This window comes from Aliihoeflea sp. 2WW, from assembly GCF_000497755.1.
Taxonomy (GTDB): domain Bacteria; phylum Pseudomonadota; class Alphaproteobacteria; order Rhizobiales; family Rhizobiaceae; genus Aliihoeflea.
Genome location: NZ_AYOD01000005.1, coordinates 95,531 through 120,097, shown reverse-complemented (window position 1 = coordinate 120,097; position 24,567 = coordinate 95,531). Strand labels below are relative to the sequence as shown.

At 65.0% G+C, this 24,567-nt stretch carries 22 protein-coding genes and 2 riboswitches; of the genes, 8 read left to right on the top strand and 14 right to left on the bottom strand.

Annotated elements, in window-relative coordinates:
* Nucleotides 1–34 precede the first annotated feature (34 nt).
* Nucleotides 35–1,021, bottom strand: coding sequence for a sialic acid TRAP transporter substrate-binding protein SiaP (locus ALII_RS0104245; protein ID WP_024586085.1), 987 nt, complete (start codon nt 1,019–1,021; stop codon nt 35–37).
* Nucleotides 1,022–1,258: 237 nt separating this feature from the next.
* Here ALII_RS0104245 and ALII_RS0104240 point away from each other — a divergent pair, with 237 nt between their 5' ends.
* Both ALII_RS0104240 and ALII_RS0104235 read left to right on the top strand, forming a co-directional pair.
* Nucleotides 1,259–1,930 (top strand): FCD domain-containing protein, encoded by a 672-nt coding sequence (locus ALII_RS0104240; protein WP_024586084.1) that lies wholly within the window; start codon nt 1,259–1,261, stop codon nt 1,928–1,930.
* A gap of 128 nt (nt 1,931–2,058) precedes the next feature.
* A complete protein-coding gene (locus ALII_RS0104235; RefSeq protein WP_024586083.1) occupies nt 2,059–2,904 on the top strand; it encodes a shikimate dehydrogenase in 846 nt (281 codons plus the stop codon).
* Nucleotides 2,905–3,338: 434 nt separating this feature from the next.
* On the opposite strand, the gene ALII_RS0104230 is transcribed toward ALII_RS0104235, so the two are convergent.
* The 8 genes from ALII_RS0104230 to ALII_RS0104195 form a co-directional block, all read right to left on the bottom strand.
* A complete protein-coding gene (locus tag ALII_RS0104230) occupies nt 3,339–4,604 on the bottom strand; it encodes a benzoate/H(+) symporter BenE family transporter (protein WP_024586082.1) in 1,266 nt (421 codons plus the stop codon).
* An 87-nt stretch (nt 4,605–4,691) separates the two neighbouring features.
* Nucleotides 4,692–5,498 (bottom strand): enoyl-CoA hydratase-related protein, encoded by an 807-nt coding sequence (locus ALII_RS0104225; RefSeq protein WP_024586081.1) that lies wholly within the window; start codon nt 5,496–5,498, stop codon nt 4,692–4,694.
* Nucleotides 5,499–5,530: 32 nt separating this feature from the next.
* The gene (locus ALII_RS0104220; RefSeq protein WP_024586080.1) at nt 5,531–7,051 is read right to left on the bottom strand and encodes an AMP-binding protein; all 1,521 of its coding nucleotides are present in this window, start codon (nt 7,049–7,051) and stop codon (nt 5,531–5,533) included.
* Nucleotides 7,044–7,556, bottom strand: coding sequence for a (2Fe-2S)-binding protein (locus tag ALII_RS0104215; RefSeq protein WP_024586079.1), 513 nt, complete (start codon nt 7,554–7,556; stop codon nt 7,044–7,046). The genes ALII_RS0104220 and ALII_RS0104215 overlap by 8 nt, the downstream gene beginning before the upstream one ends.
* Complete coding sequence (locus ALII_RS0104210) at nt 7,544–8,371, bottom strand: FAD binding domain-containing protein (RefSeq protein ID WP_024586078.1); 828 nt, start codon at nt 8,369–8,371, stop codon at nt 7,544–7,546. The genes ALII_RS0104215 and ALII_RS0104210 overlap by 13 nt, the downstream gene beginning before the upstream one ends.
* Nucleotides 8,368–11,346, bottom strand: coding sequence for a molybdopterin cofactor-binding domain-containing protein (locus ALII_RS0104205; RefSeq protein ID WP_024586077.1), 2,979 nt, complete (start codon nt 11,344–11,346; stop codon nt 8,368–8,370). Before ALII_RS0104205 ends, ALII_RS0104210 begins: the two co-directional genes overlap by 4 nt.
* A gap of 95 nt (nt 11,347–11,441) precedes the next feature.
* Nucleotides 11,442–12,308 carry an AraC family transcriptional regulator gene (locus ALII_RS0104200; protein WP_024586076.1) on the bottom strand — a complete coding sequence of 289 codons (867 nt, stop codon included), beginning with the start codon at nt 12,306–12,308 and terminating at the stop codon, nt 11,442–11,444.
* A 181-nt stretch (nt 12,309–12,489) separates the two neighbouring features.
* Entirely contained in the window at nt 12,490–13,416 is a 927-nt protein-coding gene (locus ALII_RS0104195) for a LysR substrate-binding domain-containing protein (RefSeq protein ID WP_024586075.1), read from the bottom strand.
* Between the two features lie 107 nt (nt 13,417–13,523).
* Between ALII_RS0104195 and ALII_RS0104190 the strand changes: the two genes are divergently transcribed.
* The 6 genes from ALII_RS0104190 (at nt 13,524) to thiD (ending at nt 19,896) form a co-directional block, all read left to right on the top strand.
* Nucleotides 13,524–14,711 (top strand): CaiB/BaiF CoA-transferase family protein, encoded by a 1,188-nt coding sequence (locus ALII_RS0104190; protein WP_024586074.1) that lies wholly within the window; start codon nt 13,524–13,526, stop codon nt 14,709–14,711.
* Complete coding sequence (locus tag ALII_RS0104185; RefSeq protein WP_024586073.1) at nt 14,708–15,667, top strand: hydroxymethylglutaryl-CoA lyase; 960 nt, start codon at nt 14,708–14,710, stop codon at nt 15,665–15,667. Before ALII_RS0104190 ends, ALII_RS0104185 begins: the two co-directional genes overlap by 4 nt.
* 32 nt (nt 15,668–15,699) lie before the next feature.
* The gene (gene dctP, locus ALII_RS0104180) at nt 15,700–16,686 is read left to right on the top strand and encodes a TRAP transporter substrate-binding protein DctP (RefSeq protein WP_201767704.1); all 987 of its coding nucleotides are present in this window, start codon (nt 15,700–15,702) and stop codon (nt 16,684–16,686) included.
* A gap of 6 nt (nt 16,687–16,692) precedes the next feature.
* Nucleotides 16,693–17,223, top strand: coding sequence for a TRAP transporter small permease (locus ALII_RS0104175; RefSeq protein ID WP_024586071.1), 531 nt, complete (start codon nt 16,693–16,695; stop codon nt 17,221–17,223).
* Nucleotides 17,220–18,503, top strand: coding sequence for a TRAP transporter large permease (locus ALII_RS0104170; RefSeq protein WP_024586070.1), 1,284 nt, complete (start codon nt 17,220–17,222; stop codon nt 18,501–18,503). The genes ALII_RS0104175 and ALII_RS0104170 overlap by 4 nt, the downstream gene beginning before the upstream one ends.
* A gap of 434 nt (nt 18,504–18,937) precedes the next feature.
* Nucleotides 18,938–19,054, top strand: a riboswitch (TPP riboswitch).
* Nucleotides 19,055–19,080: 26 nt separating this feature from the next.
* The gene (gene thiD, locus ALII_RS0104165) at nt 19,081–19,896 is read left to right on the top strand and encodes a bifunctional hydroxymethylpyrimidine kinase/phosphomethylpyrimidine kinase (protein ID WP_024586069.1); all 816 of its coding nucleotides are present in this window, start codon (nt 19,081–19,083) and stop codon (nt 19,894–19,896) included.
* Here thiD and ALII_RS0104160 read toward each other — a convergent pair.
* From ALII_RS0104160 to thiC, 5 genes are read right to left on the bottom strand one after another with little or no spacing between them, the layout of a single operon-like run.
* Nucleotides 19,893–20,498, bottom strand: coding sequence for a thiamine phosphate synthase (locus ALII_RS0104160; protein ID WP_024586068.1), 606 nt, complete (start codon nt 20,496–20,498; stop codon nt 19,893–19,895). The genes thiD and ALII_RS0104160 overlap by 4 nt on opposite strands.
* A complete protein-coding gene (locus tag ALII_RS0104155) occupies nt 20,495–21,268 on the bottom strand; it encodes a thiazole synthase (protein WP_024586067.1) in 774 nt (257 codons plus the stop codon). Before ALII_RS0104155 ends, ALII_RS0104160 begins: the two co-directional genes overlap by 4 nt.
* A 1-nt stretch (nt 21,269) precedes the next feature.
* Nucleotides 21,270–21,470, bottom strand: coding sequence for a sulfur carrier protein ThiS (thiS, locus tag ALII_RS0104150; RefSeq protein WP_024586066.1), 201 nt, complete (start codon nt 21,468–21,470; stop codon nt 21,270–21,272).
* The gene (gene thiO / locus ALII_RS0104145; RefSeq protein WP_029660189.1) at nt 21,467–22,441 is read right to left on the bottom strand and encodes a glycine oxidase ThiO; all 975 of its coding nucleotides are present in this window, start codon (nt 22,439–22,441) and stop codon (nt 21,467–21,469) included. Before thiO ends, thiS begins: the two co-directional genes overlap by 4 nt.
* Before the next feature lie 2 nt (nt 22,442–22,443).
* Nucleotides 22,444–24,252, bottom strand: a complete 1,809-nt coding sequence (gene thiC, locus ALII_RS0104140) for a phosphomethylpyrimidine synthase ThiC (RefSeq protein ID WP_024586064.1) — start codon at nt 24,250–24,252, stop codon at nt 22,444–22,446.
* A gap of 84 nt (nt 24,253–24,336) precedes the next feature.
* A riboswitch (TPP riboswitch) is annotated at nt 24,337–24,456 on the bottom strand.
* Nucleotides 24,457–24,567 lie beyond the last annotated feature (111 nt).

The window sequence follows — 24,567 nt, the reverse complement described above, 5'->3', positions numbered from 1 at the left end:
CACCGAAAGGCGGGCCGCATCCGAAGCGATCAGATCAAAGACCGTTGATCGTGTCGACCATGCCTTCCGGCCAGCTCTCGGCGAGCGCGGATTCAAGATACATCTTCTGCGCGTGCGTGCGGAAGGCGTCGAGATCCGGCTCATAGATATCGAGGCCCTTCTCCTTGAAGCCGGCAACCAGTTCTTCTTCCTGGCTCAGATGCTCGGCCGTGCTCCACTCGATCGCGCTGTCGGCGGCGGCCTGCACCTTTTCCTGCTGCTCGGGCGACAGCTTGTTCCACGCGTCGAGCGAGATCGTCAGGAGATCGAAGCCGACGAGATGCGAGGTCAGGACGATCTGCGACATGACTTCGTCGAACTTCATGTTCTGGACGTTCGGCAGCGGATTGTCCTGCCCGTCGATCGCGCCGGTCTGGAGGCCGGTATAGACTTCGGCATAGGCCATCGGCGTCGGGTTCGCGCCCAGCGCCTGGCCGAGGAACTGCCAGGCATCGCCGCCGGGCATGCGCAGCTTGATGCCGGCCATGTCCTCGGGCGTGTTGATCTTCTTGTCCGTCTTCAGCCCCACCTGGCGGGCGCCGAAATAGGTCGGGCCGAGGATTTTCACCTGAAGCTGGTCCTCGACCATCTTCTTCATCTCGTCGCCGGCTTCGGAGGCGAAGAAGGTCTTCAAATGGTCGGCGTCGCGGAAGAGGTAGGCCGACGTCAGGATCGACCAGGCCGGAATCTGGTTGGAGATGTCCTGCGGCGCGATATTGCCCATTTCCAGATTGCCGCGCTGGAGCGCGACAAGCTCGGTGCCCTGCTTGAACAGGTTGCCGCCGTAATAGCCCTGGAAATCGAACTCCTCGCCGATCTCCTCCTGGAACTTCTTCATCATCTCGGCGCGGATGTCCTGCTCGGAAAAGACGGCCGAGAAGCGAAGCTGGACCTTGTCCTGCGCAAAGGCAGGCGCGGCCGAAACGAGCATAATGGCTGCGCTGGCAGCCAGAACTGCGCGACGGGTAAATGAAAGCGACATGGTGATCCTCCCTGATCGAATGAAGTCGGTCGATGGTCCTCCCGGCACCACCTCTCGTCAATTCATTGCACCGGAAACGCGTCAGTTCAATAGGCAAATGCAGTTTCGTATGAGATTATTCATTTTCTATGGCGCAAGATGGCGGGTCGCCATTGCAGCCTCCCGGCCGCTTGCATCGAAACTGCGCGCGGCGCAAACTCGTCGGACATTCGCATTTTTATCGGAAGACAAGCAGATATGGCTCTCATCGAAGCATCAGTCGAAACCATCGGAGATAACACCTATCGCCGGATCAGGACGGATATCATCTTCGGCCGGCTGGCGCCCGCGCAAAAACTGAAGCTCGAGCGGTTGAAGGACGAGTACGGGGCCAGCGTCAGCACGCTGCGCGAAATCCTGAACCGGCTGTCCTCCGAGGCGCTCGTCCTCGCCGAAGGCCAGCGCGGCTTCGAAGTCGCGCCGGTTTCCATCGAAAACCTCAAGGAAATCGCGGCGTTGCGGCTTCTTCTGGAAAGCCACGCGCTTGAACAGTCCTTCGTGGCCGGCGATATGGACTGGGAGGGGCGGGTGGTCGCCGCCCATCACAAGCTGTCCTCGATGGAGCGTCGGATGAAGGAGGGCGACCGTTCGCAGACGGAATTGTGGAAGCGCTACGATTGGGAGTTCCACCAGGCGCTGATCTCCGCCTGCGGCTCCAGCGTCCTCATGGAAACCCACGCTGCCGTGTTCGACAAATATCTGCGCTACCAGATGATCGCGCTGTCGTTTCGCGGCGACATTGCCGCGAAAGAGCACCGCGCGCTGCTCGACTGCGCGCTGGAGCGCAACGCATCGAGGGCGCAGGAATTGCTGGAACTGCATGTGCGGGGCGGGGTGGAGCATGCGCTGGCGACGGGCACGATCGCCTGACCCAACGAACACGAATTCAAAAACATATGACATAATCGATTTTGCCATTTGAAATCGCCAGCGATGCTGTGTAATCCTTGCCATCGAATGCGGCGTCGAACCGCATATGGGCGCCCAGGGAGGACGCAGTGATCCAGCTTGGTTTGATCGGCGACAATATCCGTCGCTCGAAGTCGCCCCTGCTTCATCGGCTGGCGGGCGAGTTGTGCGGCCTAGACGTCCGTTACGAGCCGCTGATCCCCGCCGATCTCGGGCTTGATTTCGACGCCGCCTTCGCCCGATGCGCCGAGAGCGGCTACCGCGGCATCAACGTCACCTATCCCTACAAGGAGCAGGTTTTCGCTAGACTCGCGGTCGGTGACGCGCAGACGCGATCCGTCGCGGCCTGCAACACCGTCCTCTTCGGAGAGGGCGCCCCGCAGGGCTTCAATACCGATTGCACCGGCTTTGCCGCGGCGTTCCGCGCGAATTTCGGCAATTCGGCTCCCGGCCGCGTCGCCATGGCAGGGGCGGGCGGTGTGGGTAAGGCGATCGCTTTTGCACTGGCTGGCCTCGGCGCCGAGGAGCTTGCGATCTTCGATCCGGACCGCCGCAAGGGCGAAGCGCTCGCCGCCGCCCTGCGCCAATCCGCGGACCTGCCGGTTCGCCTGACACCTTCGGTGGAAGAGGCGATGGACGGTGCGGCCGGCCTCGTCAATTCGACGCCGCTCGGCATGGTCGGCCACCCCGGAAGTGCTTTCCCGACCGACACCCTCAAGAGCGCACGCTGGGCATTCGACGCCGTCTACACCCCTGTCGAAACCGAGTTCCTCATATCCGCCCGCACTGCCGGCTTGTCGATCCTGTCAGGCTACGAGCTCTTCTTCCATCAGGGCGTCGATGCGTTCCGGATTTTCACCGGCGTCGAGGTCGATCAGCCAGCCCTGCGCGCGGCCCTCCTGCGCCCGGAACCAGCCTTCGCGCATTCGGCCTAGTCGCCGATCATCAATACCAGAACGACATCCCTCGTCCCGGGACGCGAGCGTGTCCGACTGTGAACCCGGACCGGTCGTGGGCTTCGGCCCGGCTTGTTGGACGTTGGAAAATGAATTCCTCCGACGCCTAGGGCCGTCTCCGGACAGTCTGTTTTTGGGAAGACGGGAAGCTGCCGTTATGAACCTGTGCGATCGGGAAAAGTTTGCCTGGTCAGCTTACGACCCTTCGAGGTCTTTCAAGCCCGAAGTTCAAACTTCGCAAAGCTGCCTTTAGGCAATTCAAGAACTTCGGTGCCATACTCGGGGCGGAGAGCTCTGGTCGTCTTGTTCGATAGACGCTGTTAGGTGCGGGCACATTTCAAGGTGCTCCTGGCTCCGCTCGAACGGTCCGGCGTCCGGCCCCAGTCAGCCGGACGCCATATACGCGGGACGCTTTAGCTGGCGCTGGCCGCGCTCTCGGCTCCTTTAGCTGTCAATGCGTGCCGTTCGACGACCGCGGAGACGACGACACCCGCCACGAGAGCCCAGAAGGGCGCGCTGATTCCCAGGAGCGTGATGTTGGAGAGGGAGACGGCGAGTGCCACGAAGGCGCCGGTCTGGTTGCCAAGCGACCGTCCGAAAGCATTCTGAAGCGCGGCGAGAAGCACTCCGATCATTGCAAGGCCTGCAACCGTGCCGATCAGCGCCCCGGGCAACGACATGACGACCGGCACTGCGGCCCCTGCCACGATGCCGAAGGTACCGAACAGAACGCCGTTGACCACGGTCGCGGCATAGCGGCCTTCCTTGTTTTCACCTGCCTGCTCGGATGAGCAGATTGCGGTCATCGGGCCGGCGATGTTGGCATTGTGTCCACCCAAAAGGCCAGCCGCCACGCCGCCGACGCCGGAAATCACAGTCATCATGTTGATGGGCGGCTTGTAGCCTTCGGCAATCAGGACACCGGTCGCCTGTGCGTTTTCGGCGCCGATGACGAGCAGGGCAAGCGGCACAGCAATCGCGAGGAACGCGTCGATGGTGAAGGTCGGCGCGGTGAATTCGGGGAAAACGAAGGCAATATCGGTTGCCGCACCACCGACCGATCCGGTGGCGAAAGCGGCGACAAGGCCGGCGACAAGTGCGGCGAGAACCGGCGGGATCGTTTTCGTCATCCGCATCGAAACGAAGAAGGCGATGATGGCGGCGCCGGCAATGAGCGGTGCCGTACCGAGCGAGCCGACGGCGCCGGTTGCAAAGCGCATCAGCGCGCCTGCGATCATGGCCATGACGATCGGCATCGGAATCCAGCGCATGACCTTGCCGATGAGGCCGGAAATGCCGAGGACGAAGACGATGACGCCGGCCAGGATAAAGGCGCCCACCGTCTGGTCGAAGGAGAAGGTGGCGAGCGAACCGGCGACCAATGCGGCGCCGGGAATGGAGTAGGCGCCGGTGACCGGCTGCTTGTAGCGCAACGCCAGGAACAGGCTGATCAGCCCACCAAGGAAATAAATGGCGAACAGCCACGCGACCGTCTGACCATTGGTCAGTCCGCCGTCATTGGCAGCGCCGATCACGATCAGGGCCGGACCGGAGCAACCGAAGATCGCGGCAACGAGACCCGCACTGAACGACTTCACTGTAAGATGCTTCGGCAAGTCTCGCAGTCCGGAGGCAAAGCCGGGTGCGGGTTCGATGATGTGTCTTGCTTCCGTATTCATTGAAAACTCCTCCCATTGTCGGCCGCGTCCCCTTGTGCGGCCCGGTGAAAAAAATGCCGGACCCTTGGCGAGGGCCCGGCCTTGATGTCAGCGGCCGACGAAGACGGCGGCCCGCTTTTCGTGAAAGGCGTTCACCCCTTCGCGGAAATCATCGGACTGGCGCAGGCGGCTGTAGCTGTGGCCTTCCAGTTCGATCGCGGTGGTGAGCAGGGCGTCGTCTGTGTCGTTCAAAAGCTTCTTGGCCGTGCGCTGGGCGATTGGCGAGAAGGCGATCAATTCTTCGACCAAGGCGTCGACGGCTTTTTCCAGTTCAGCGTCGGCGACGACATCCGAAGCGATGCCCCAGTCATGGGCTTGGCCGCCGGTGATGCGCATGGACCGCATCACGATGTTCTTGGTGCGCGTGACGCCGACCATCTTCTGCAAGCGCGCCGAGCCGCCCGAGCCGGGAATCTGGCCCAGCTTCTGCTCCGGCAGCGCGTAGCGCGTCGTGTCGGTTGCGATCCGGAAGTCGCAGGCGAGCGACAGTTCGAAGCCTACCCCGAAGCAGTAGCCGCGATTGGCGGCGATCACCGGCTTGGAGCAGCGGGCCGGCGCGGCGATGTTCCAGGCGAGCTTCGAGACATGCTCCGGGCTCGCTTCGAGGAAGCCCTTGATGTTGCCGCCGGAGGAAAAATGCTCGCCAGCGCCGGTGACGACGATGATGCGCACGCGGTCGTCCTCGTCGAGTGCTTCGAAGACGAGGCGAAGCTGGTCGCGCGCCATCATCGAGACGACGTTGTAGGGCGGGCGGTCCAGTGTGATGTCCGCGCGTTGGCGTGCAGGGTCGATGGAGACCGTGAAGCCGTCGAGGTCGGCCAGACGCTTGTCGTCGAAAGTGGCTTTATCTGCCATGTGAATGGTCCTTCTGCTCAGTAATGGAGTGCTTATTGATGTTCGGGAGTGCGTCGGTCTTCGCGGTACTCGCCGGCGACGAGCATGCGGCGCAGGATCTTGCCGACGGGCGATTTGGGAATGTCCTCGACGAAGACGATGCGGCGCGGCCGGCGGAAATTGGCCAGGCCGGACGTCTTGCAATGCTGGTCCAGCTCTTCGGCGGTGACGCTGCCGCGCCGCTTGACGAAGGCGGTGACGATCTTGCCCCATCGCTCGTCGGGAAGGCCGACGACCGCGACTTCGGCAACGTTGTCGTGCAGCGACAGGCAGCTTTCGACCTCGACGGGCGAGACGTTCTCGCCACCGGTGATGATCATGTCGTCGGCGCGGCCGGTGACGAACAGATCGCCGTCCTTGTCGAAGAAGCCGGTGTCGCCGGTGAAGTACCAGCCGTGGCGCAAGGCCTTCGCGGTCGCTTCGGGCCGGTTCCAGTAGCCCTCGAACGCCTCGTCGCTCCTGGCAAGCGCGACGATCTCGCCTTCCTCGCCGGTCTCTGCGAGTTCATCGGGGTTGGCCGCATTCAGCTTCACGACCCGGATCATCTGGTTGATGCCAGCGCGGCCCGCCGAGCCCGGCTTGGCCGCGGCCTTCTGCTCGATGGTGAACGTGTAGATTTCGGAAGATCCGTAATGGTTCACGAACAGTTCGGGCTTGAACGCTTCGTCGAGCTTGCGCAGCAGCCCGTCCGTCATCGATGCGCCGGCGTAGCCGAGCTTGGTCACCGACTTGACGCGTTCCGGTGAGAACCCCTCGTGATGGACGACGTCGTGATAAAGCGTGGGTACGAGGTAGAGATTGGTGATCGCCTCGGCCTCGATAAGGTCGATCGCCCTGCCGGCATCGAAGCGCGGCAGGCAGATGAAGGCGCCGCCGATCAACGAGGATGCGATCAGCGAGCGCACGCCCATCGTGTGGTAGAGCGGCATCACGCCCAGCGTGCGTTCGCCATGGCGATAGAGATTCTGCGCCACATGGGCGAGAGCGCCGGCGCGCTCGGCGCGATGGCGGCGCGGCACACCTTTGGGCTTCGACGTGGTGCCGGACGTGTAGAGCATCAGCGACCAGTCATTGGCCGACGCCTGTGGCAGGGCGAGCGGCGTTTCCGCCTGCATCATTACCGCAAGTTCATCGGCCGATTTCCTGGCAAGCCCGGCTGCCTCCGTCGAGCCTGCGACGGCGTCTTCCGTCACGTCCTCGTAGAACACCGCTTTCGCGCCGGAATCGACGATGCCATGGTCGATCTCGTCGGCTTTGGCACGCCAGTTGAGCGGCGTGACGATGATACCGGCGAACTGGCAGGCCCAATGCAGAGAGGCGTTCTCCCAGCGGTTCTGCATGGCTGTCAGCACATGGTCGCCGCACGTCAGGCCCATATCGCCCAAGCCCGTCACCAGTGCCGAAATGCGCGTGTACCATTCGGCATAGGACAACCGGGTGTCTCCATCCACGATAGCCAGCGCATGCGGATCACGATCCACGCTCGCCACAAAACTCGTTCCCAGATCAAACATTGCTATTTGCCTCCCTCCGGATTTCATCGAGGGCCGACAGAGCGGCCTGCACGATCGTCGCGTATCCGGTGCACCGGCAAAGGTGACCGGAAAGATGTTCGCGCACTTCCTCGCGTCCCGCGTCGGGCCGTGCGCTGATCAGCGCATCGAGCGACATAAGGATGCCGGGCGTGCAGAAGCCGCATTGAAGACCGTGATGGCGTTTGAACGCGGCCTGAAGCGCGGACAGCCGATCTTCGCCGGGCGATAGCGCTTCGACGGTGCGGATGTCGGTCCCTTGCGCCTGGACGGCGAGCATCAGACAGGCACGCGCCGGCGCTCCGTCGACCTGGATCGTGCATGCGCCGCAGACCCCGTGCTCGCAGCCGACATGGGTGCCGGTCATGCCGATCTCGTGGCGGATGAAGTCGCTCAGAAGCGTCCGGCTGTCGGCATCGGCCCTGACGGGCAAACCGTTGAGCTGGAACGTGACGGTCTTTTTCTCGTGGGCTTTCAGGCGAGACATGCGGCAGCCTCCTCGACGGTTCGGCGGCCCAGACGCCTCACGAGTTCGCGGCGATAGCGGGCCGAGGCGTGGATGTCGTCGCGGGCGTTGAGGTCCCAGGCGATCTCGTTCAAGGCATCGTCCAGGCCGGCATCGCCCGGCAACGGCACGTCGAAACGCCGGGGACGGTCGTCCACGCCGGCAATGGCGATCGATGCGGAGCGGTCGGTCACCATTGCGGCCACCGCCGTGATGGCGAAATCGCCGTGGCGTCGCCCGATCTCGTTGAAGCCGTAGCCGGTGCCCTCGGCCCGGGCGGGGAAGGACACTGCTTCGATCATCTCGCCCTCGGCGAGCTCGGTCGCCATCATGCCGATGAAGAAGTCTTCAGCGCTGACCGTGCGCTTCTTGCGCTTGGTGCGCAGATGCACGCGTCCCTGAAGCGCGATCAGCGACAGCGGCAGTTCCGCGCTCGGATCGGCATGGGCAAGCGAGCCGCAGACCGTTCCGCGTGCGCGGGTCTGCACATGGCCGAGCCACGGCAGGGCCATCGCCACCAGCGGCAACCGGTCGGACAAATCCGGCCAAGCTTCGAGCTTTGCCTGGCGCACGCCGGCGCCGATCAGGATGTCGTTGCCGTCTCGCTCGATCTTCTGCAGCGCCTCGATGCGCATGATGTCGACGAGGACAGCCGGGCGGGCGAGACGCATGTTCAGCATGGGCACCAGCGACTGGCCGCCGGCGATGACACGGGCGTCGCCGCCCTCCTCGTGCAGGGCGTCCAGGGCCTCGTCGAGCGTTTCGGCTTGCAGATAGTCGAAAGCTGCGGGCTTCATGCGCGCCTCCCCAGGAGCGATCGAAGTCGCGCCAAGATTCCGGACGAAGCGGGCTCGGCGGCTTTGCCGCGCCCGGCATACCGGGCAAGCGACTGGAAGAACTGGCCGATGACCACCCGCGCCGCACCATCGAGCAGGCGTCCGCCGATGGACGCGACCTTGCCGCCGATGCCGGCCTCATAGCTGTAGGAGACGCGGGTGCCAGTCTCTGTTTTGGTCAGCGTGATGCGACCTTGTCCGCGTCCAGACCCGAGCGCCCCTTCGGTGCCGCCGGAAAGCGTCACCGCTTCCGGTTTGACCATGTCCGACAGGGTGATATCGGCCCGGTAGCGCCCCTTGACCGGACCGACGCCCAAGGTGACGTCGGCGCGGAAATGCGTGTCGGAGACCTTCTCGACCTTGTGGGCGCCGGGGATGATCGCTTCCAGCGTCTTGGGGTCGAGCAGCATCGCCCAGATCTCTTCGCGCGAGGCGGAAACCTCGGCCGATCCTTCTCCCGAAAGGGCCCGCTCGCCGTCACGCGCTTTCAGCGGCTTCGCCTCGCGCCTTGGCTGCGCGGAGGGCTTTTCGTCGGCATGGATGAGGGCCGAAATCTTGCTCGGCGAGAGCGGCAGCGTCAGGTCCTCGACACTGGTCGCATCGGCGATGGCATTGGCGATGCAGACCGGCGTCGACATGCAGTTGCCTTCGCCGACACCTTTTGCGCCGAGTGGCGTGAAGGGTGACGGGCTCTCATAATGAAGGATGACCGGCTCCGGCGTCTCCATCACGGTCGGGATCAGATAGTCCGCGAGCGTTCCCGTGAGAAAAGCCCCGTCGGCGCCATAGGCGTATTCTTCATAGAGCGCTGCGCCCACTGCCTGGGCAAAGCCGCCGCGGACCTGGCCGTCCACCATGCCGGGATGAAGGATCGTGCCGCAATCATGCATGGTCACGTAGCGGTCGATGCGCGCCACGCCGGTATCGCGGTCGATTTCCACGCCGCAGAAATCGAATATGAAACCATGGCAGAGCGATGAATTGATCCCGTCCTGCGGCGTCGGCGCGGTCAGTTCATCGGGCGTCCAGAAGACGGTCTCGCGGATCGTCTGCCCGGTGCCTTCCGGCACGGTGCCAGGAGCCCAGTGGCTGGCCGCGGCAACACGCGCGAAGGAGACGGAATTGTCGGGGTTGCCGCTGTCGAACACCTTGCCGTCGGCGAATTTGACCTGATCGGCGGTGACGTTGAGCTGAGTTGCGGCAATGGTCGCCAACCGACCGCGCAGCCTGTCTGCCGCGAGCTTGGCGGTTCCGGCGACCGCCGGGGCGAAGCGGCTTGCATAATTGCCCGATGCGATGGACCAGGCGTCGCGATTGGTGTCGAGTTCGGTGTTGACCCGCACAGCGCCGAGCGGCAGCCCCAGCCGGTCGGCGACGACTTGCGCGAGCACCGTGCGGTGGCCTTGTCCCTGCGGCACTGAAGCGACCTTGACGGTGACCGAACCGAGCGGATCGATCCCGACCGTCGCCACGGCCTGCGCGCCGTTCTTCGGCCCGGCCTTGGCGCGTGCCTCCGGCGTCAGTACGGTGGTGATGTAGCCCATGTTGGAGACGCTCGGTTCCACCGCAGCGGTGAAGCCGATGCCGTAGAGCCGGCCTTGCGCGCGGGCCGCGTCGCGGCGGGCGATCAGTTCGTCGAGCCCGCCTTCGGTGACGGCACGGTCGAGCGCCGACTGGTAGTCGCCGGAATCGAGCAGGGCACCTGTCGCTGTGCGGTAGGGAAAGGCGTCACTCGGCACCAGGTTCTTGCGGATCACATCAAGCCGGTCGAGCCCGAGTTCGTCGGCGATCTTGTGGACCAGACGTTCCAGCGGGAAATAGATCTGGGGGCCGCCGAAACCTCTGTTGAGGCCGGTGGGCGTCTTGTTGGTCAGAACGACCCGATTGCGGATGGTGACGTTCTCGATCGCGTAGGCGCCGGTCATGTTGCCGTGCATCCGGTAGAGCGTCGCCGGCTCGGGCGCCCGCAGATGCGCGCCGCAATCCTCGATCTGGTCCCAGGAAAGCGCCGTGATCCGCCCGTCGGATTCCACCGCCGCTTCCAGGGTCGTCACCCGGTTGGTTGCCGAGACAGACGCGGTCAGGTGCTCCAGGCGATCCTCGATCCACTTGACCGGCCGGTTGGCGACGCGCGCGGCGATGGCGACGAGCACGACATACGGAAAGACGCCCTGCTTGACGCCGAAGGAGCCGCCCGAATCCGGCGGGGTGCGCAGCCGCATGCGGTTGCCCGGCACTTTGAGCGCGCGCGAGAGAACCGCATGGATGGAGAACGGCCCCTGGAAGTTCGCCGTGACGTCATAGGCGTCTTCGCCGGGGTCGTATTCGGCGATCACGCCATAGGTCTCGATCGGCGTGCAGGAATTGCGCGGATAGGCGGTGGTGATCGCGATCCGGTGCGCGGCGGCCGCGAAAGCAGCGTCCGGGTCGCCGTAGCGGAACGCGCGTTCGTTGATCAGGTTCGTACCAAGCGAGGGGTGGAGCACCGGCGCGTCGTCGAGCAGGGCCGCGCGCGGGTCGATCACGGGAGGCAACGTCTCGTAGGTGACCTCCACAAGGTCCAGCGCGTCCTCGGCAACATAGCGGTTTTCTGCCACCACCAGCAGGACCGGCTCGCCGACATAGCGGACGCGGTCGCGCGCCATCGGCCAGCACTCGACATCGGCCTTCACGCCCACGACGAGGCTGTTGGTCAGGCTTGCGACGTCCTGGCCGGTCAGGACCGCGTAGACGCCTGGATGCGCCTTGGCCTTCTCGGCATCGATGGAGCGGATTTCGGCATGGGCATGGGGCGAGCGCAGGAATGCGGCGTAGGCCGTGTCGCGGCGTGTCGGAAGATCGTCGATGAAGCGTCCGCGACCCTTGAGCAGGCTCGCATCCTCGACACGTTTGACGGACTGTCCGACGAGGCTTTGGGGCCTCGTTTGCTCGTTCATGGCGTCTCCTCCCTGGCGCATGCGTTGGAAGCAGCACCATGCCGAAGAGGAAACAGCCGTTGAGCCTAGCCGGCGATACCGGGTCGTCTCACGCCTTACCGAGGAGTCTCAAATTGCGACCCAGCCAGACGCGTCACGGAGCGGAACACGCTCGGGGACGATCCGGCGTGATCATGGAAGAAGCGTGAGAAATGCGCCGGAACCGAAAAGCCCAGCCGCTCGCCGATAGCGGCGAAGGTCTCTTCTCCGTCCGAGACGGCGCTCACGGCGCGTTCGAGCCGCTGGACGTTCAGATAGACACGCGGGCTGACGCGCATGACACTTTCGAACTGCCGGAAGAAATGCGCCCGCGACATGCCCACATCGGCCGCCAGCGTATCCATGTCGGTGATCCCGCCGGGGTTCGCCGTCATCAGCATCACAGCCTTGCGGATACGGAAATCGGAAGGTTGGCGCGCAACCAGTGCGCTCATCGACTGGGGCATGCCGCGCCAGGCGGTAAACCGCTCGATGACCGTGATCATCAGCCGACCTAGCATGTCCTCGTGCAGCGCGGCCGCCTCCGGCGCATGCACCATCGCCTCCGCCAGTTCCCGGGCGAGCCGCCTGATATCGGGGGTAATCGAGCCGGCCGCGGATTCGAAGAAGTCCGGTGCGTCGCTCGCACCCCAATTCTTGCGGAAATGCTCCAGCCACTGCGGTTCGATATAGAGTGCGAGGATCACCGTCTTGGGCCGCGCCTGATCGTGCTCGTAGGCGTGCGGCTCCCAGGCGTTGATCAGCACCGCGCTGTCGTCGGTCAGCGGCACCATGCGGTCGCGCACGGAGAACTGAGTATCCGCCCCCTCGACTTTCAGCAGCACATGGCAATGCGGGTGTGCGTGGCGCACCAGCGGCCTGTCCATATTGAGGAGGGCTACCCGCCCGAAGCGGCCCCTGGCGATGCGGAGTGCATTGGACATAATTGATGTCGCGACCGATTTATTGGGGGGTGAGACTGCTGCGATCCGCTGAACCTGTCAAATATGGCTTGAGTAATGCGTCCGCAATTGCCGCATTGCGCGTGTCCAATCGAAGCGCTGGTCTCGGTGATGTAACCACCGCCGACCGCACATCTTTGGGCAATTGGCTGCGGGATGAAAACTACTCGATCTTCCGGGCCGGCCAAATCCGGCGATCGACGGCGTCGTGCACGAGTTGAATGACGAGTTGCTGCACGGCTTCCAGCGCGTAGGATGACGGGCGCTCGGCCATCTGGCACAGATAGAGCGTGCGCGACAGCTCCGGCTCGACGACGGGCCTGACCGCCAGCGCGCCGGACTCGATATATTCCTGCAGGAAGAGCCGCGTGCCGATGGCGCAGCCGAGCCCGGCGATCAGCGCGCCGCCGATCGCCTGAACCGAGTTCATCTGGAATCGCGCCTTGCTTTCGAGCTTCTTCAGGAGCGTTGCGTCGTCGACGAGCGCGCGCGCTGAAATGCCCTGGCGCAGGATGATCATCGGCATGTCGAGCGTGTCGTGGAACGCGACCGGCCGGTCGTTTTCGCCGATGATCCGCTCCAGCCCGATCAGCACCATGCTCTCCTCGAGCACCGGAACGGATTTCAGCCGCATGTCGGCGGGCGGGTTGTAGACCAGCGCCATGTCGACATCGGCGGCGAGAAGATGCAGCAGTGTCGCGCCCGACAGGCTTTCGGACAGCGACAGGTTCAGCTTGGGATAGTCGGTCAGGATGCGCTGGAGGAGCGGCACGCCGATCGCCTTCACCGCCGAATAGGCCATGCCGATCGTCACGTCGCCCGCGACCTCGCCGCCCGAAGCCTTGACGTCGCGCTCGGCCGCCTGCATGGCGCGCAGGATCGCCTTGGCGTGCGTATAGAGCCGCTCGCCCGCCGCGGTCGGCTCCAGCCCGCGCGGCTTGCGGTGGAACAGGCGATGGCCGAGCTCGGTTTCCAGATTCGACAGATGGTGGCTTAGAGCCGAGACCGCGACTCGCAGCTCGCCGGCCGCCGTGGTGAGGCTGCGTTTCTCGAAGATGGCCTCGAAATAGCGGAGCTGGCGCGAATCCATGGTTTCTCGAATCCAGAACGATGTCTTAGAAACTTTATAATTTTGCGATCTCCATTCGAGCGCTACCTTGCCTCCAAGTCGTCGTCAAGCGACCGGAGGAGATGCAGTTGGCGGAACCGTTCAAGCCGCTTGAAGGCATACGCGTCGTCGAGATGAGCCACATGATCATGGGGCCGTCCTGCGGCATGTTCCTCGGCTTTCTCGGCGCCGAGGTGATCAAGGTCGAGCCGCCGGAAGGCGACAAGACGCGGCACCTTTCCGGCATGGGCCGGCCGATGTTCCCGCTTTTCAATCGTGGAAAGAAATCGGTCCAACTCGACCTGAAGAGCGACGAGGGCCAGGCGGCGCTGCGCAAGCTCCTCGCCACCGCCGACGTCTTCATAGAGAATTTCCGCGATCAGTCGCTGGCCAGGATGGGGGCCGACGGCGAGACGCTGCGGCGCGAATTCCCCGGTCTCATCGTCGCATCGCACAAGGGCTTCCTGCGCGGCCCCTATCAGGACCGCACGGCGCTCGACGAGGTCGTGCAGATGATGACGGGCCTCGCCTATATGACCGGTCCGTCCGGCCGGCCGCTGCGCGTCGGCTCGTCGGCGAACGACATCATGGGCGGGCTTTTCGGCGCTCTGTCGGTCCTCGCCGCGCTCCTGGAGCGCAAGGACACTGGCAAGGGCCGCAATCTGCGCATCGGCCTGTTCGAAAACTGCCTGCTGCTCGTCGCCCAGCACATGGTCCAGTTCGAACTCGAGGGCAAATCGCCGCCGCCGATGCCGGAACGCGATTTTTCCTGGCCGATCTACGATATCTTCGACACCGCTGACGGCGGGCAGGTCTTCGTCGGTGCGGTCACCGAAGGCCAGTGGACGGCGCTTTGCCGGCTTCTCGATCTCACCGACCTGATCGACGATCCGCGCCTCCAGACTCGGATGGACCAGATCAACGCCCGCGACTGGACGGTGCCGATCGTCGCCCGCGCCATCGCCGCGCGCGACGCCGACGAACTTTTGAAGCGCTTCGAGGAGATCGGCATTCCCTATTCGCCGATCGCCAAACCGGCCGACATGTACGAGAACCCGCATGTGATGCGGCCGGGCGGGCTCGCCACTTCGCGCATGCCGGACGGGTCGACCTTTCGTGCCCCCTCGCTGCCCTTCGAAGTCGATGGCACGATGCTGACCGGCGGCGGCGACCTGCCGTCGATCGGGCAGGACACCGATATCGTCCTCGCCGAAATCGGCCTCGACGCGGCTGCCATCGAAGCAGCGCGCGGCAAGCCGAAGGCGCGCGCCGCATGACCCGGCTGCGCGACATCTATCCTGCCGACAAGGTCGTCCTGCGCGAGGTTGGCCTCCGCGATGGCCTGCAGCTCGTCAAATCCTTCCCGTCGACCGAAGCCAAGATCGAATGGATCGGCCTCGAGCACGCCGCCGGAGTGCGCAATTTCGAGGTCGGCTCGTTCCTGCCCGCCTCGCGTTTTCCCCAATTCGCCGACGTCCATGAAGTGCTCGCGGCCGTGAAGGCGCTGCCGGGCGCCCATGCGGTCGGCCTCGTCCTCAACGATCGCGGCGCCGACGACGCGATGGCGGCGCAGGTCGACGAGATCATGTGCGTCGTCTCGGCCACCGAAGCGCATTCGCAGGCCAACACCCGCCGCTCGCGGGCGGCGGCCGTCGCCCACGTCAAGCGGCTTTGCGACCTGCGCGATGCCAGCGAACATCGTCCGCTGATCAATGCCGGTATCGCCATGGCCTTCGGCTGCTCGATCACCGGCGCGGTCGACCCGGACGAGGTCGTCGACCTCGCCTCCGCTCTCTTCGAGGCCGGTGCAGATGTCGTCGGACTTGCCGACACGGTCGGATTTGCGGGCCCGAACCAGATCGCGGCGCTCGTCGAACGCACGCGCACCATTGCCGGCGACCGCGCGATCGCCGTGCACCTGCACGACACGCGCGGCATGGCCATCGCCAACGCCTCGGCCGCTCTCGATGCGGGCTGCCGCATTCTCGACGGCTCGCTCGGCGGGCTCGGCGGCTGTCCTTTTGCTCCTGGTGCAACGGGCAACGTCGTCTTCGAAGACCTCGTCTTCCTTTGCGAGACGAAAGGGTTCGCCACCGGCATCGACCTCGAGAAGCTGGTCGCGATTCGCGACATCCTGAAACGCGAAATGCCCGCCGAACCGCTCTACGGCCAGATGGCCCGCGCGGGCCTGCCGCGCGCAGCCGAACTCAGGACCGGCTTATTACCAAGATAAGACAAGGTCACGATTGGGAGGAGACCATGATGATGACGAAGACGTTCCTTGCAACACTCATCGCCACGACGGCGATGGCGGGCGCGGCCAGCGCGCAGGAGGCTATGCGCTGCAGCCACCAGCTCCCGCCCGGCCACCACATCTCGACCGTGATCGACAAGTGGGCCGCCGAGGTCGAGACGCTGTCGAACGGCGAACTCGACGTCCAGGTGTTCGGCGCCGACAGCCTCATCAAGGCGAACGACAACATCCTTGCGGTGGCGCGTGGCGAGATCGAATGCGCCTTTTCGCTGAACTTCCAGTGGGGCCGCACGCTGCCGCTGATGAACGTGACGGTCGGGCCCTACACCATGTCCTCGATCGAGGCGTGGAAGAAGTGGCCGACTTCGGAGGCCGCGGCCTATCTGGAGGACAAGCTCCTCGAAAAGGGCGTCAAGAATATCGCCTGGATGTTCCAGACCAATGTCAGCGTCTTCACCTCCAAGGGCAAGGCCATGACCAAGCCGGAGGACTTCCAGGGCGTGAAGATGCGCGGGCTCGGTCCTGCCTTCGACCGCGGGCTGACCGCGATGGGTGCGTCGACCGTTTCGCTGCCCGGCAGCGAGGTCTACCAGGCGCTGGCGACCGGCGTGATCGACGCGGCCGTGACCGACGTCGCCGCCGCCTATTCGCGCCGCTACTTCGAGGTGCAGGACCACATGACGGTCGTGCCGGTGCTCGCCGCCTACCTGCACGGCTACGTTACGCCGTCCTGGTATGACGGGCTGTCCGACACGCAGAAGGCGGCGCTCGACGAGGCTGGCCAGAAGGCGGCCGAGTGGGCGCTCGAAGCTTCGCAGGAAGCTTCTGCCGAGGCGCCGGCGCAGCTCGAGGAGATGGGCGTCACCGTCCACATCGCCACCGACGCGGAGAACGAAGCGTTTCGCGCGGCGATGCAGCCCGCCTTCGAGGAAGGCTTCGCGGCCGAAACGGGCGACGAGGGCACCGAGCTCCTCTCGCTGATCGAGAAGATCCGGTAGCCCGGAATGCGGGAACCAGCCGAAATGGAAGGGGAGGCGCCCGTCGCCTCCTCGCCGGTCGACCGTCTTGCCGCCGCGATTTCCGGCGCGGGCGGTCTCGTCAGTTCGGTGTTGATCGTGGTGGTGCTGGTCATCACCGGCGCCGGCGTGTGGATGCGCTACGTGATGGGGCGGCCGCTCGTCGGCATCGAGGAGGCGACCGGTTTTTTCGTCGTCGCCATCGTCATGTTCGGCGCGGCCGAGGCTTCGCGCCGGGACGACCATATCCGCATCGACATGATCCTCGACAAGGCGTCGCCCGCCCTGCGCCGCTGGCTCGACGTCTGGGCGCAGCTTTCGGTTCTGGTCTTCTCGATCGCGCTGCTGGCCACCGCCTGGCACACCGTCTCCTTCTCGCGCCGCTTCGGCGCCTATTCGGCAGGCTATCTCGAACTGCCGATGTGGATACCGCAATCGACGATGATCGCAGGCGGCGTCCTGATTTCGGTGGTGTGCCTTGCGCGCCTCTTCACGCTCCTGCGCGGAGGCCGGCCATGATCGTCTTTATCGTCGGTTTGCTGATCGTCCTGCTTTTGACCGGCATGCCGATCTTCGCCGCGCTCGGGATCACGTCGCTTACCGTCCTTTGGTTCTTCGAGGGCAGCATCTGGTCGATGGCGGATACCGTCTTCGCCTCGCTCAACAATCCGCTCCTCGCCACCATCCCCATGTTCGCCTTCATGGCGCATGTGATGATCAAGGCGAAGGTCGTCGACGATCTTTACGAGATGTCGAACAAGCTCGTCGGCCATATCAAGGGCGGGCTCGGTTTCGCGACGATCCTGTCCTGCACCATCTTCGCCACCATTTCCGGTTCGTCCGTCGCGACCGCGCTCACCATCGGCTCGACCGCGATCCCGCAGATGCAGCGCTACGGCTACCGCCCGCGCGACACCTACGGCATCATCGCCGCAGGCGGCACGCTCGGCATCCTGATTCCGCCATCGGGCCCGATGATCCTCTATGCCGTCGTCACCAACGCCTCGATCGGCGGGCTCTTCCTTGCCGGCATCATTCCCGGCCTGATGATCGCGCTCTTCTTCGCCGTCTTTTCGTGGTTCCAGGCAAACGCGCATGGCGAGACGCGGGCGCAGGACTGGCCCGGACTTCGCGCCGTTTTCGCGGCATTCTGGAAATCGATCTGGGCGGTGATGATGCCACCCGTCATCCTCGGCGGCATCTATCTGGGCATTTTCACCGCTGCGGAAGCGGCGGCCGTGGGCGCAGCCTATGCGCTGTTCGTTGCGATCGCGATCTACCGGAACGTCTCGTTGCGCGACCTTGCAGACTGCACCTGGCAGACGATGCGAACCTGCGCGATGCTGTTCATGATCATCGCCGCGGCCGGGATGTTCGGCCATGCGATCACCATCATCCGCCTGCCGGCGGAAGTGATGGAAGCTGTGACCGCGCTCGGCCTGTCGCAGACCGGCTTCATCCTGATCGTCATGGTCGCGATCTTCATCCTCGGCATGTTCCTCGAGACGATCGCCATCATCCTGATCACCACGCCGATCATCCTGCCGGCGATGCTTGCGCTCGAGATCAACCCGATCTGGTACGGCGTCATGCTGATGATCAACCTGGAACTGGCGTTGATCACGCCGCCGGTGGGAATGAACCTGTTCGTCATCAAGGGGATCACCGGCGCGCCGCTGACGCAGATCATGCGCGGCGCCGCGCCCTATGTGGGCATCCTGATCGTCGGTCTGTTCATCGTCTGGGCCTTCCCGCAGCTTGCGCTGTGGCTGCCGCAGCAATCGGGCTTTGGGAGGTAGGAACGCGCACATTTATTCCAACTGGGTGGCTGATGCGCGAGCGGAACCGGTGTGGTCATGGCCTTTCAGACCCTGCCTCCGGAAGCCGTATGTGCCTTGCCATCCGATGAGGACATCACGCTGGACAAGAGGTTTCAGCCGCAGGTGAGACGGAAATCGTTTTCCGTCACAAGTGGGGCAGTGTCTGGACGGTCCGCCTCTGGGCAAAGCTGACGTTTGGACTACGACGTCACATGGCTTGGTCAACCCGCGGCCCGAAACCCGCCTTCTGAATGGAATCCAGATTGGCTCGAGCGATGCCGAACGGAACGGTGGCGGTGAGCGGGTACAATGCTGACATAGCTGCGCAATATACTCACGCAGGTCACCCCTGGTACAGCTATCCTCACTGGGCTGCCATGGGGCTCGTCGTGACCGCTTTGAAGTGCTAGCATCGTGCTACCGAGGGGTGCCCCGCGAGGGGCTGAGATATTGCTGGCCGATCGGCAGCGCAATGACCCTTTGAACCTGATCCGGATCATGCCGGCGAAGGGACGGGTACTGCCTTGATCCTTTGCCGGCCCCAAAAGGGCTGAACATGCAAACCTTCCCAATCAATGTTTTGACCATTGCCGGCACAGACCCCTCCGGTGGCGCTGGCATCCAGGCCGACATCAAGAGCTTCTCCGCGCTCGGCGCCTACGCCGCATCGGCGATCACGGCGGTCGTGGCGCAGAACACGCAAGGGGTGCGCTCGTTCGTGGCGCTGGAGCCTGCCTTCGTGGCCGAGCAGATCGATGCGGTGCTGGAAGATGTGCGCATCGATGCGGTGAAGATCGGCATGGTCGCCAACGCGGGCATCGCGGAGGCGATCGCCGGACGCCTGCGCCGCCATGCCGTCGCCAATGTCGTGCTCGACCCGGTGATGGTAGCGAAGAGCGGGCATCATCTGCTCGACCCCGAGGCAGTTGCGGCAGTGCGAGACCTGCTGGTGCCGCTCGCCACCGTGGTCACGCCAAACCTGCCGGAGGCGGCCGTGTTGCTTGGCGCAGATCCGTGCTGGTCGCTGGACGAGATGCGCCTGCGGGCGGGCGAGCTTCATCGCCTCGGCCCGCAATGGGTGCTGCTCAAGGGTGGGCATCTGGAAGGTTCGGCCGAGAGCGTCGACCTGCTGCATGACGGGCGACGCATGATCGAGCTCGCCGCGCCGCGCATCGACACGAAGAACGACCACGGCACGGGCTGCACGCTTTCGGCCGCCATAGCTGCCCTGCTGCCGTCGCGCGGCGTGGAAGACAGCGTTCGCGCGGCGAAGGCCTATATGCACGCCGCGCTGGCGGCGAGCGGCGACCTGCGGGTCGGCAAGGGCCGAGGCCCGCTGCATCATTTCCACGCGCTTTGGCGGCCGACCTAGCGCCAGCGCGCTGTCGCCGCGATCCATTCGCGCACGCGCGCTTCCGGGTCTGGATTGAGCGTGATGTCGGTCACGACGGCGGCGCTGTCGGCACCATTGTCGAACACGCCGGCCAGCCGCTCCGGCCTCAGCCCGCCGATCGCCACCAGCGGCAGGGTTCCAATGCGGCGCTTCCATTCCCCGAGCCGCTTGACGCCCTGCGGGGCCCATTTCATCTCCTTGAGGATGGTCGGGTAGATCGGTCCGAGCGCGACATAGTCCGGTTCTGCGGCCAACGCGACCTCGAGCTCGGCATGGTCGTGCGAGGAGAGGCCGAGCTTCAGCCCGGCGCGCCGGATGGCGTCGCGATCGGCGTCGGCCAGGTCCTCCTGACCGAGATGCACCCACGCCGCGCCTTCCTCGATGGCGAGCCGCCAGTGGTCGTTGATGACGAGCGCACAGCCATTCGCCGCGCAGATCGCCTTTGCTGCGCGCATTTCCGCGCGCAGTGTCGCCTCGTCGCTGTCCTTGATGCGGAGCTGCACCAGCTTCACGCCGAGCGGCACGAGCCGGGCGATCCACTCGGCGCTGTCGACGATAAGGTAGAAGGGGTCGAGCTTCACGAGAACACCGCCCTTCCGATGATGGGCGTGGAAGGCTCGGCCATGTCGCGCGGCGAAAGCAGGCCGGCCTGGAATCCTTTCCGTCCCGCGTCGATGGCCGTAGCGAAGGCCTTCGCCATCACAACCGGATCTCCGGCCAGCGCCACCGCCGTGTTCAGCAGCACCGCGTCGTAGCCGAGCTCCATCACCGCCGCCGCATGGGAGGGGCGGCCGAGACCGGCATCGACGATCAGCGGCACGTCCGGGAAATGCGTCCGCATGGCCCGCAGCGCGACCGGATTGATAGGCCCTGCGGCCGAACCGATCGGCGCGCACCACGGCATCAGCACCTTGCAGCCGGCTTCGAGAAGCCGCTCTGCCACGACGAGGTCGTCGGTCGTGTAGGGGAACACCTCGAAGCCGTCGTCGCAGAGGGTGCGGGCGGCGTCGACCAGCGCGAAGACGTCGGGCTGGAGCGTATCGTGATGGCCGATCACCTCGAGCTTGATCCAGTTCGTGCCAAACAGGTCGCGCGCCATCCGCGCCGTCGTCACGGCTTCCTTTGCGCTGTGGCAGCCTGCCGTGTTGGGCAGGACGCGCACGCCAAGGTCTCGGATCAGCGCGAAGAAGGCGCCGCCTGCCTTGCCGCCCGCCGTCTCGCGCCGCAGCGAGACGGTGACGATCTCTGCGCCCGAAGCGCGCACGGCGTCCGCGAGGATGGCAGGCGAAGGATAGCGCGCCGTGCCGAGCAGCAGGCGCGACGAGACTGCCGTGCCGTACAGGTCGAGCATGTCAGCCTCCCTGCATGGGCGAGAGGATCTCGATCCGATCGCCTTCTCGCAGATCGAAGCTCGCGCGCGCGTCGCGGAGGACGACCTCGCCATTGACCGCGGTGGCGAGCCAGGCGGCGTCATAATCGAGCTGACACAGCAGCTCGGCCAGCGTGCGGGCCTCCATTGGCTGCGTCTCGCCGTTTATGATCAGTGTCTTCATGCCGCTTTCCTTTGCATGAGGTGGGCCGCCTGCCGCGCCGTGGCGGGGGCAAGCAGGAAGCCGTGCCGGTAGAAGCCGTTGACGAAGATGGTGCCGCCATCGCGGATCACGCGCGGCAGATTGTCGTCAAAGGCCGGGCGGATGCCGGCGCGCGCTTCGATGAGCCGAGCCTCGCCGAAGGCCGGGTGCAGAGCGTAGGCCGCGTTCAGCAGCTCCATCAGCGAGCGGGCGGAAATCGGCCCGGCATCGTCGCTCTCGATCATCGTTGCTCCAACCATGAAACGCCCGCCGCCACGCGGCACGATGTAGAGCGGGTGGCGCGGATGCAGAAGCCGGACCGGGCGCGCCAGCGCGACCTCCGCGGTTTCCAGACACAGCATCTCACCGCGCACGCCCCGCAGGCCGGGCACGGCGCCGATCGCCGCCGCGCCCGTGCAGTCCACGACATGGTCGAAGCGACCGGTCGGCGGCTCCGTGGCACCGAAATGAAGGCGCACGCCCTGCGCCTTCAGCCTCCCGGACAAGCCAAGAAGCGCGGCGCGCGGGTCGAGATGCGCCTCCTCGCGGAAGAACAGCCCCTTTCGAAAGCGCCCCTCGAGCGACGGTTCGAGCGCGGCGATGCCTGCTTCGTCGAGCCATTCGTATCCCTCCGTGCGCGCGGCGAAGCGCGCAAGCTCGCCCGCGTCGCGTGGTGGCGCGACGACCAGCGTTCCTGCGCAGACGACGTGGCCTGGCAGCACCGCGTTCCACCAATCGGAGGCATGGCGGCCGAGCCGCAGCACGTCCTCAGGCGCAGACTCGCGCTCGCAGTACGGCGCCAGCATGCCGCCGGCGAGTCCTGACGCGCCCGCACCGACTTCCGCCTGCCGCTCCACGAGCTCCACCGCGAAGCCGTGTGCGTGGAGTTCGTGGGCGGCGCACAGCCCCGCCACGCCGCCGCCTCGCACGAGGACACGCCCAGGAGTCCGCATCGTCACTCCGACGTCTCCCCGGCAGGCATGTAGAGATCGCCGCCCTCGCGATATTTCTGCGCCATTTGAGCCATGCCGGCCTCGGCGCGGGCGGCGTCGCGTATGTCGTGGCTGATCTTCATGGAGCAGAATTTCGGCCCGCACATCGAGCAGAAATGCGCCACCTTGTGCGCCTCCTTCGGCAGGGTCTCGTCATGGAAGGCGCGCGCCGTGTCGGGATCGAGTGAGAGGTTGAACTGGTCTTCCCAGCGGAACTCGAAGCGTGCCCGGCTGAGCGCGTCGTCCCTGATCCTCGCTGCAGGGTGACCCTTGGCGAGGTCGGCGGCATGGGCAGCGATCTTGTAGGTGATGACGCCGGTCTTGACGTCGTCGCGGTCGGGCAGGCCCAGATGCTCCTTCGGCGTGACGTAGCAGAGCATCGCCGTGCCGAACCAGCCGATCATTGCAGCGCCGATCCCGGAGGTGATGTGGTCGTAGCCCGGCGCGATGTCGGTAGTCAGCGGCCCGAGCGTGTAGAAGGGTGCCTCGCCGCAGACGGCAAGCTGCTTGTCCATGTTCTCCTTGATCTTGTGCATCGGCACATGGCCGGGGCCCTCGATCATCACCTGGCAATCGTGTTTCCAGGCGATCTGCGTCAGCTCGCCCAGCGTCTCCAGCTCGGCGAACTGCGCGGCATCGTTGGCGTCGGCGATCGAGCCGGGGCGCAGCCCGTCGCCGAGCGAGAAGGAGACGTCATAGGCGCGCGCGATCTCGCAGATTTCCTCGAAATGCTCGTAGAGAAAACTCTCCCGGTGGTGGTGGAGGCACCATTTGGCCATGATGGAGCCGCCGCGCGAGACGATTCCGGTGACGCGATCCACCGTGAGGGGGATATGCGCCAGGCGCACGCCGGCGTGGATCGTGAAATAGTCCACCCCTTGCTCGGCCTGCTCGACCAGCGTGTCGCGGAAGAGCTCCCATGTAAGGTCCTCGGCCACGCCGCCGACCTTCTCCAGCGCCTGGTAGATCGGCACAGTTCCGATCGGCACCGGGCTGTTGCGGACGATCCATTCGCGGATGTTGTGGATGTTGCGTCCGGTCGACAGGTCCATCACGGTATCGGCGCCCCAGCGGATCGCCCAGACCATCTTCTCGACCTCCTCTGCCATCGAGGAGGTGACGGCCGAATTGCCGATATTGGCATTGATCTTGACGAGAAAGTTTCGACCGATCGCCATCGGCTCCAGTTCGGGATGGTTGATGTTGGCGGGGATGATCGCCCGCCCGCGCGCCACCTCGTCGCGCACGAATTCCGGTGTGACGTGATCGGGGATGGCGGCGCCGAAGCTCTCGCCGTCGCGCAGGAGCCTCTGCTTCAGTTCCGCGCGGCCGAGATTCTCGCGGATGGCGACGAACTCCATCTCGGGCGTGACGATGCCGGCTCGAGCATAGGCGATCTGGCTGACGGACTTGCCGCCGACGGCGCGCCTCGGATGATGCCGAACCGGGAACTCCGGCGTCAGTCCGTTCGCCGAGACGAAGCCGTTATCCGCCGGCTGCACGTGCCGCCCTTCGTACGTCTGGACATCGCCGCGCGCGGCGAACCATGTCTCGCGCAGCCGTGGCAGACCGCGCTCGATGGCGATGTCGACTGACGGATCGGTATAGGGCCCTGACGAATCGTAGACCGTCACCGGTGGCTCGCCGGCGCTCGGATGCACGGCGACCTGGCGCATCGGCACGCGGATATCAGCGTGGACCGCGCCGGGCCGGAAAATCTTGGTCGAGGCCGGCAGCGGGCCGGTGGTGACCTTGGGTGAGGTATCGGACATGTGAGGCTCCTCGCAACGCGCGTTGGAGACCCAGCACGGACTGGAAGGAGGAATGAATGCCCGGAACGTTGATCTGTCGCCGACAGCAAGGCATCCGCACCGTCCCTACGCCAGTATGAACTGGATCAGGTTCGTCGGGTCCCTGCGCTGCCTTGCGGCCCAGCAGTATCTCAGCCCCTTGTCGGGACACCCCTGGTGACGGCCCAAGCTTGAGCGCCCGATACTCCCTCTGTCAACCCATCTTGCAGATTTCCTGCTCCTTTGCCGCTATGCGCTACACGGAACAAGCGCCTTGGGACGAAGCGTCGTTCTGCC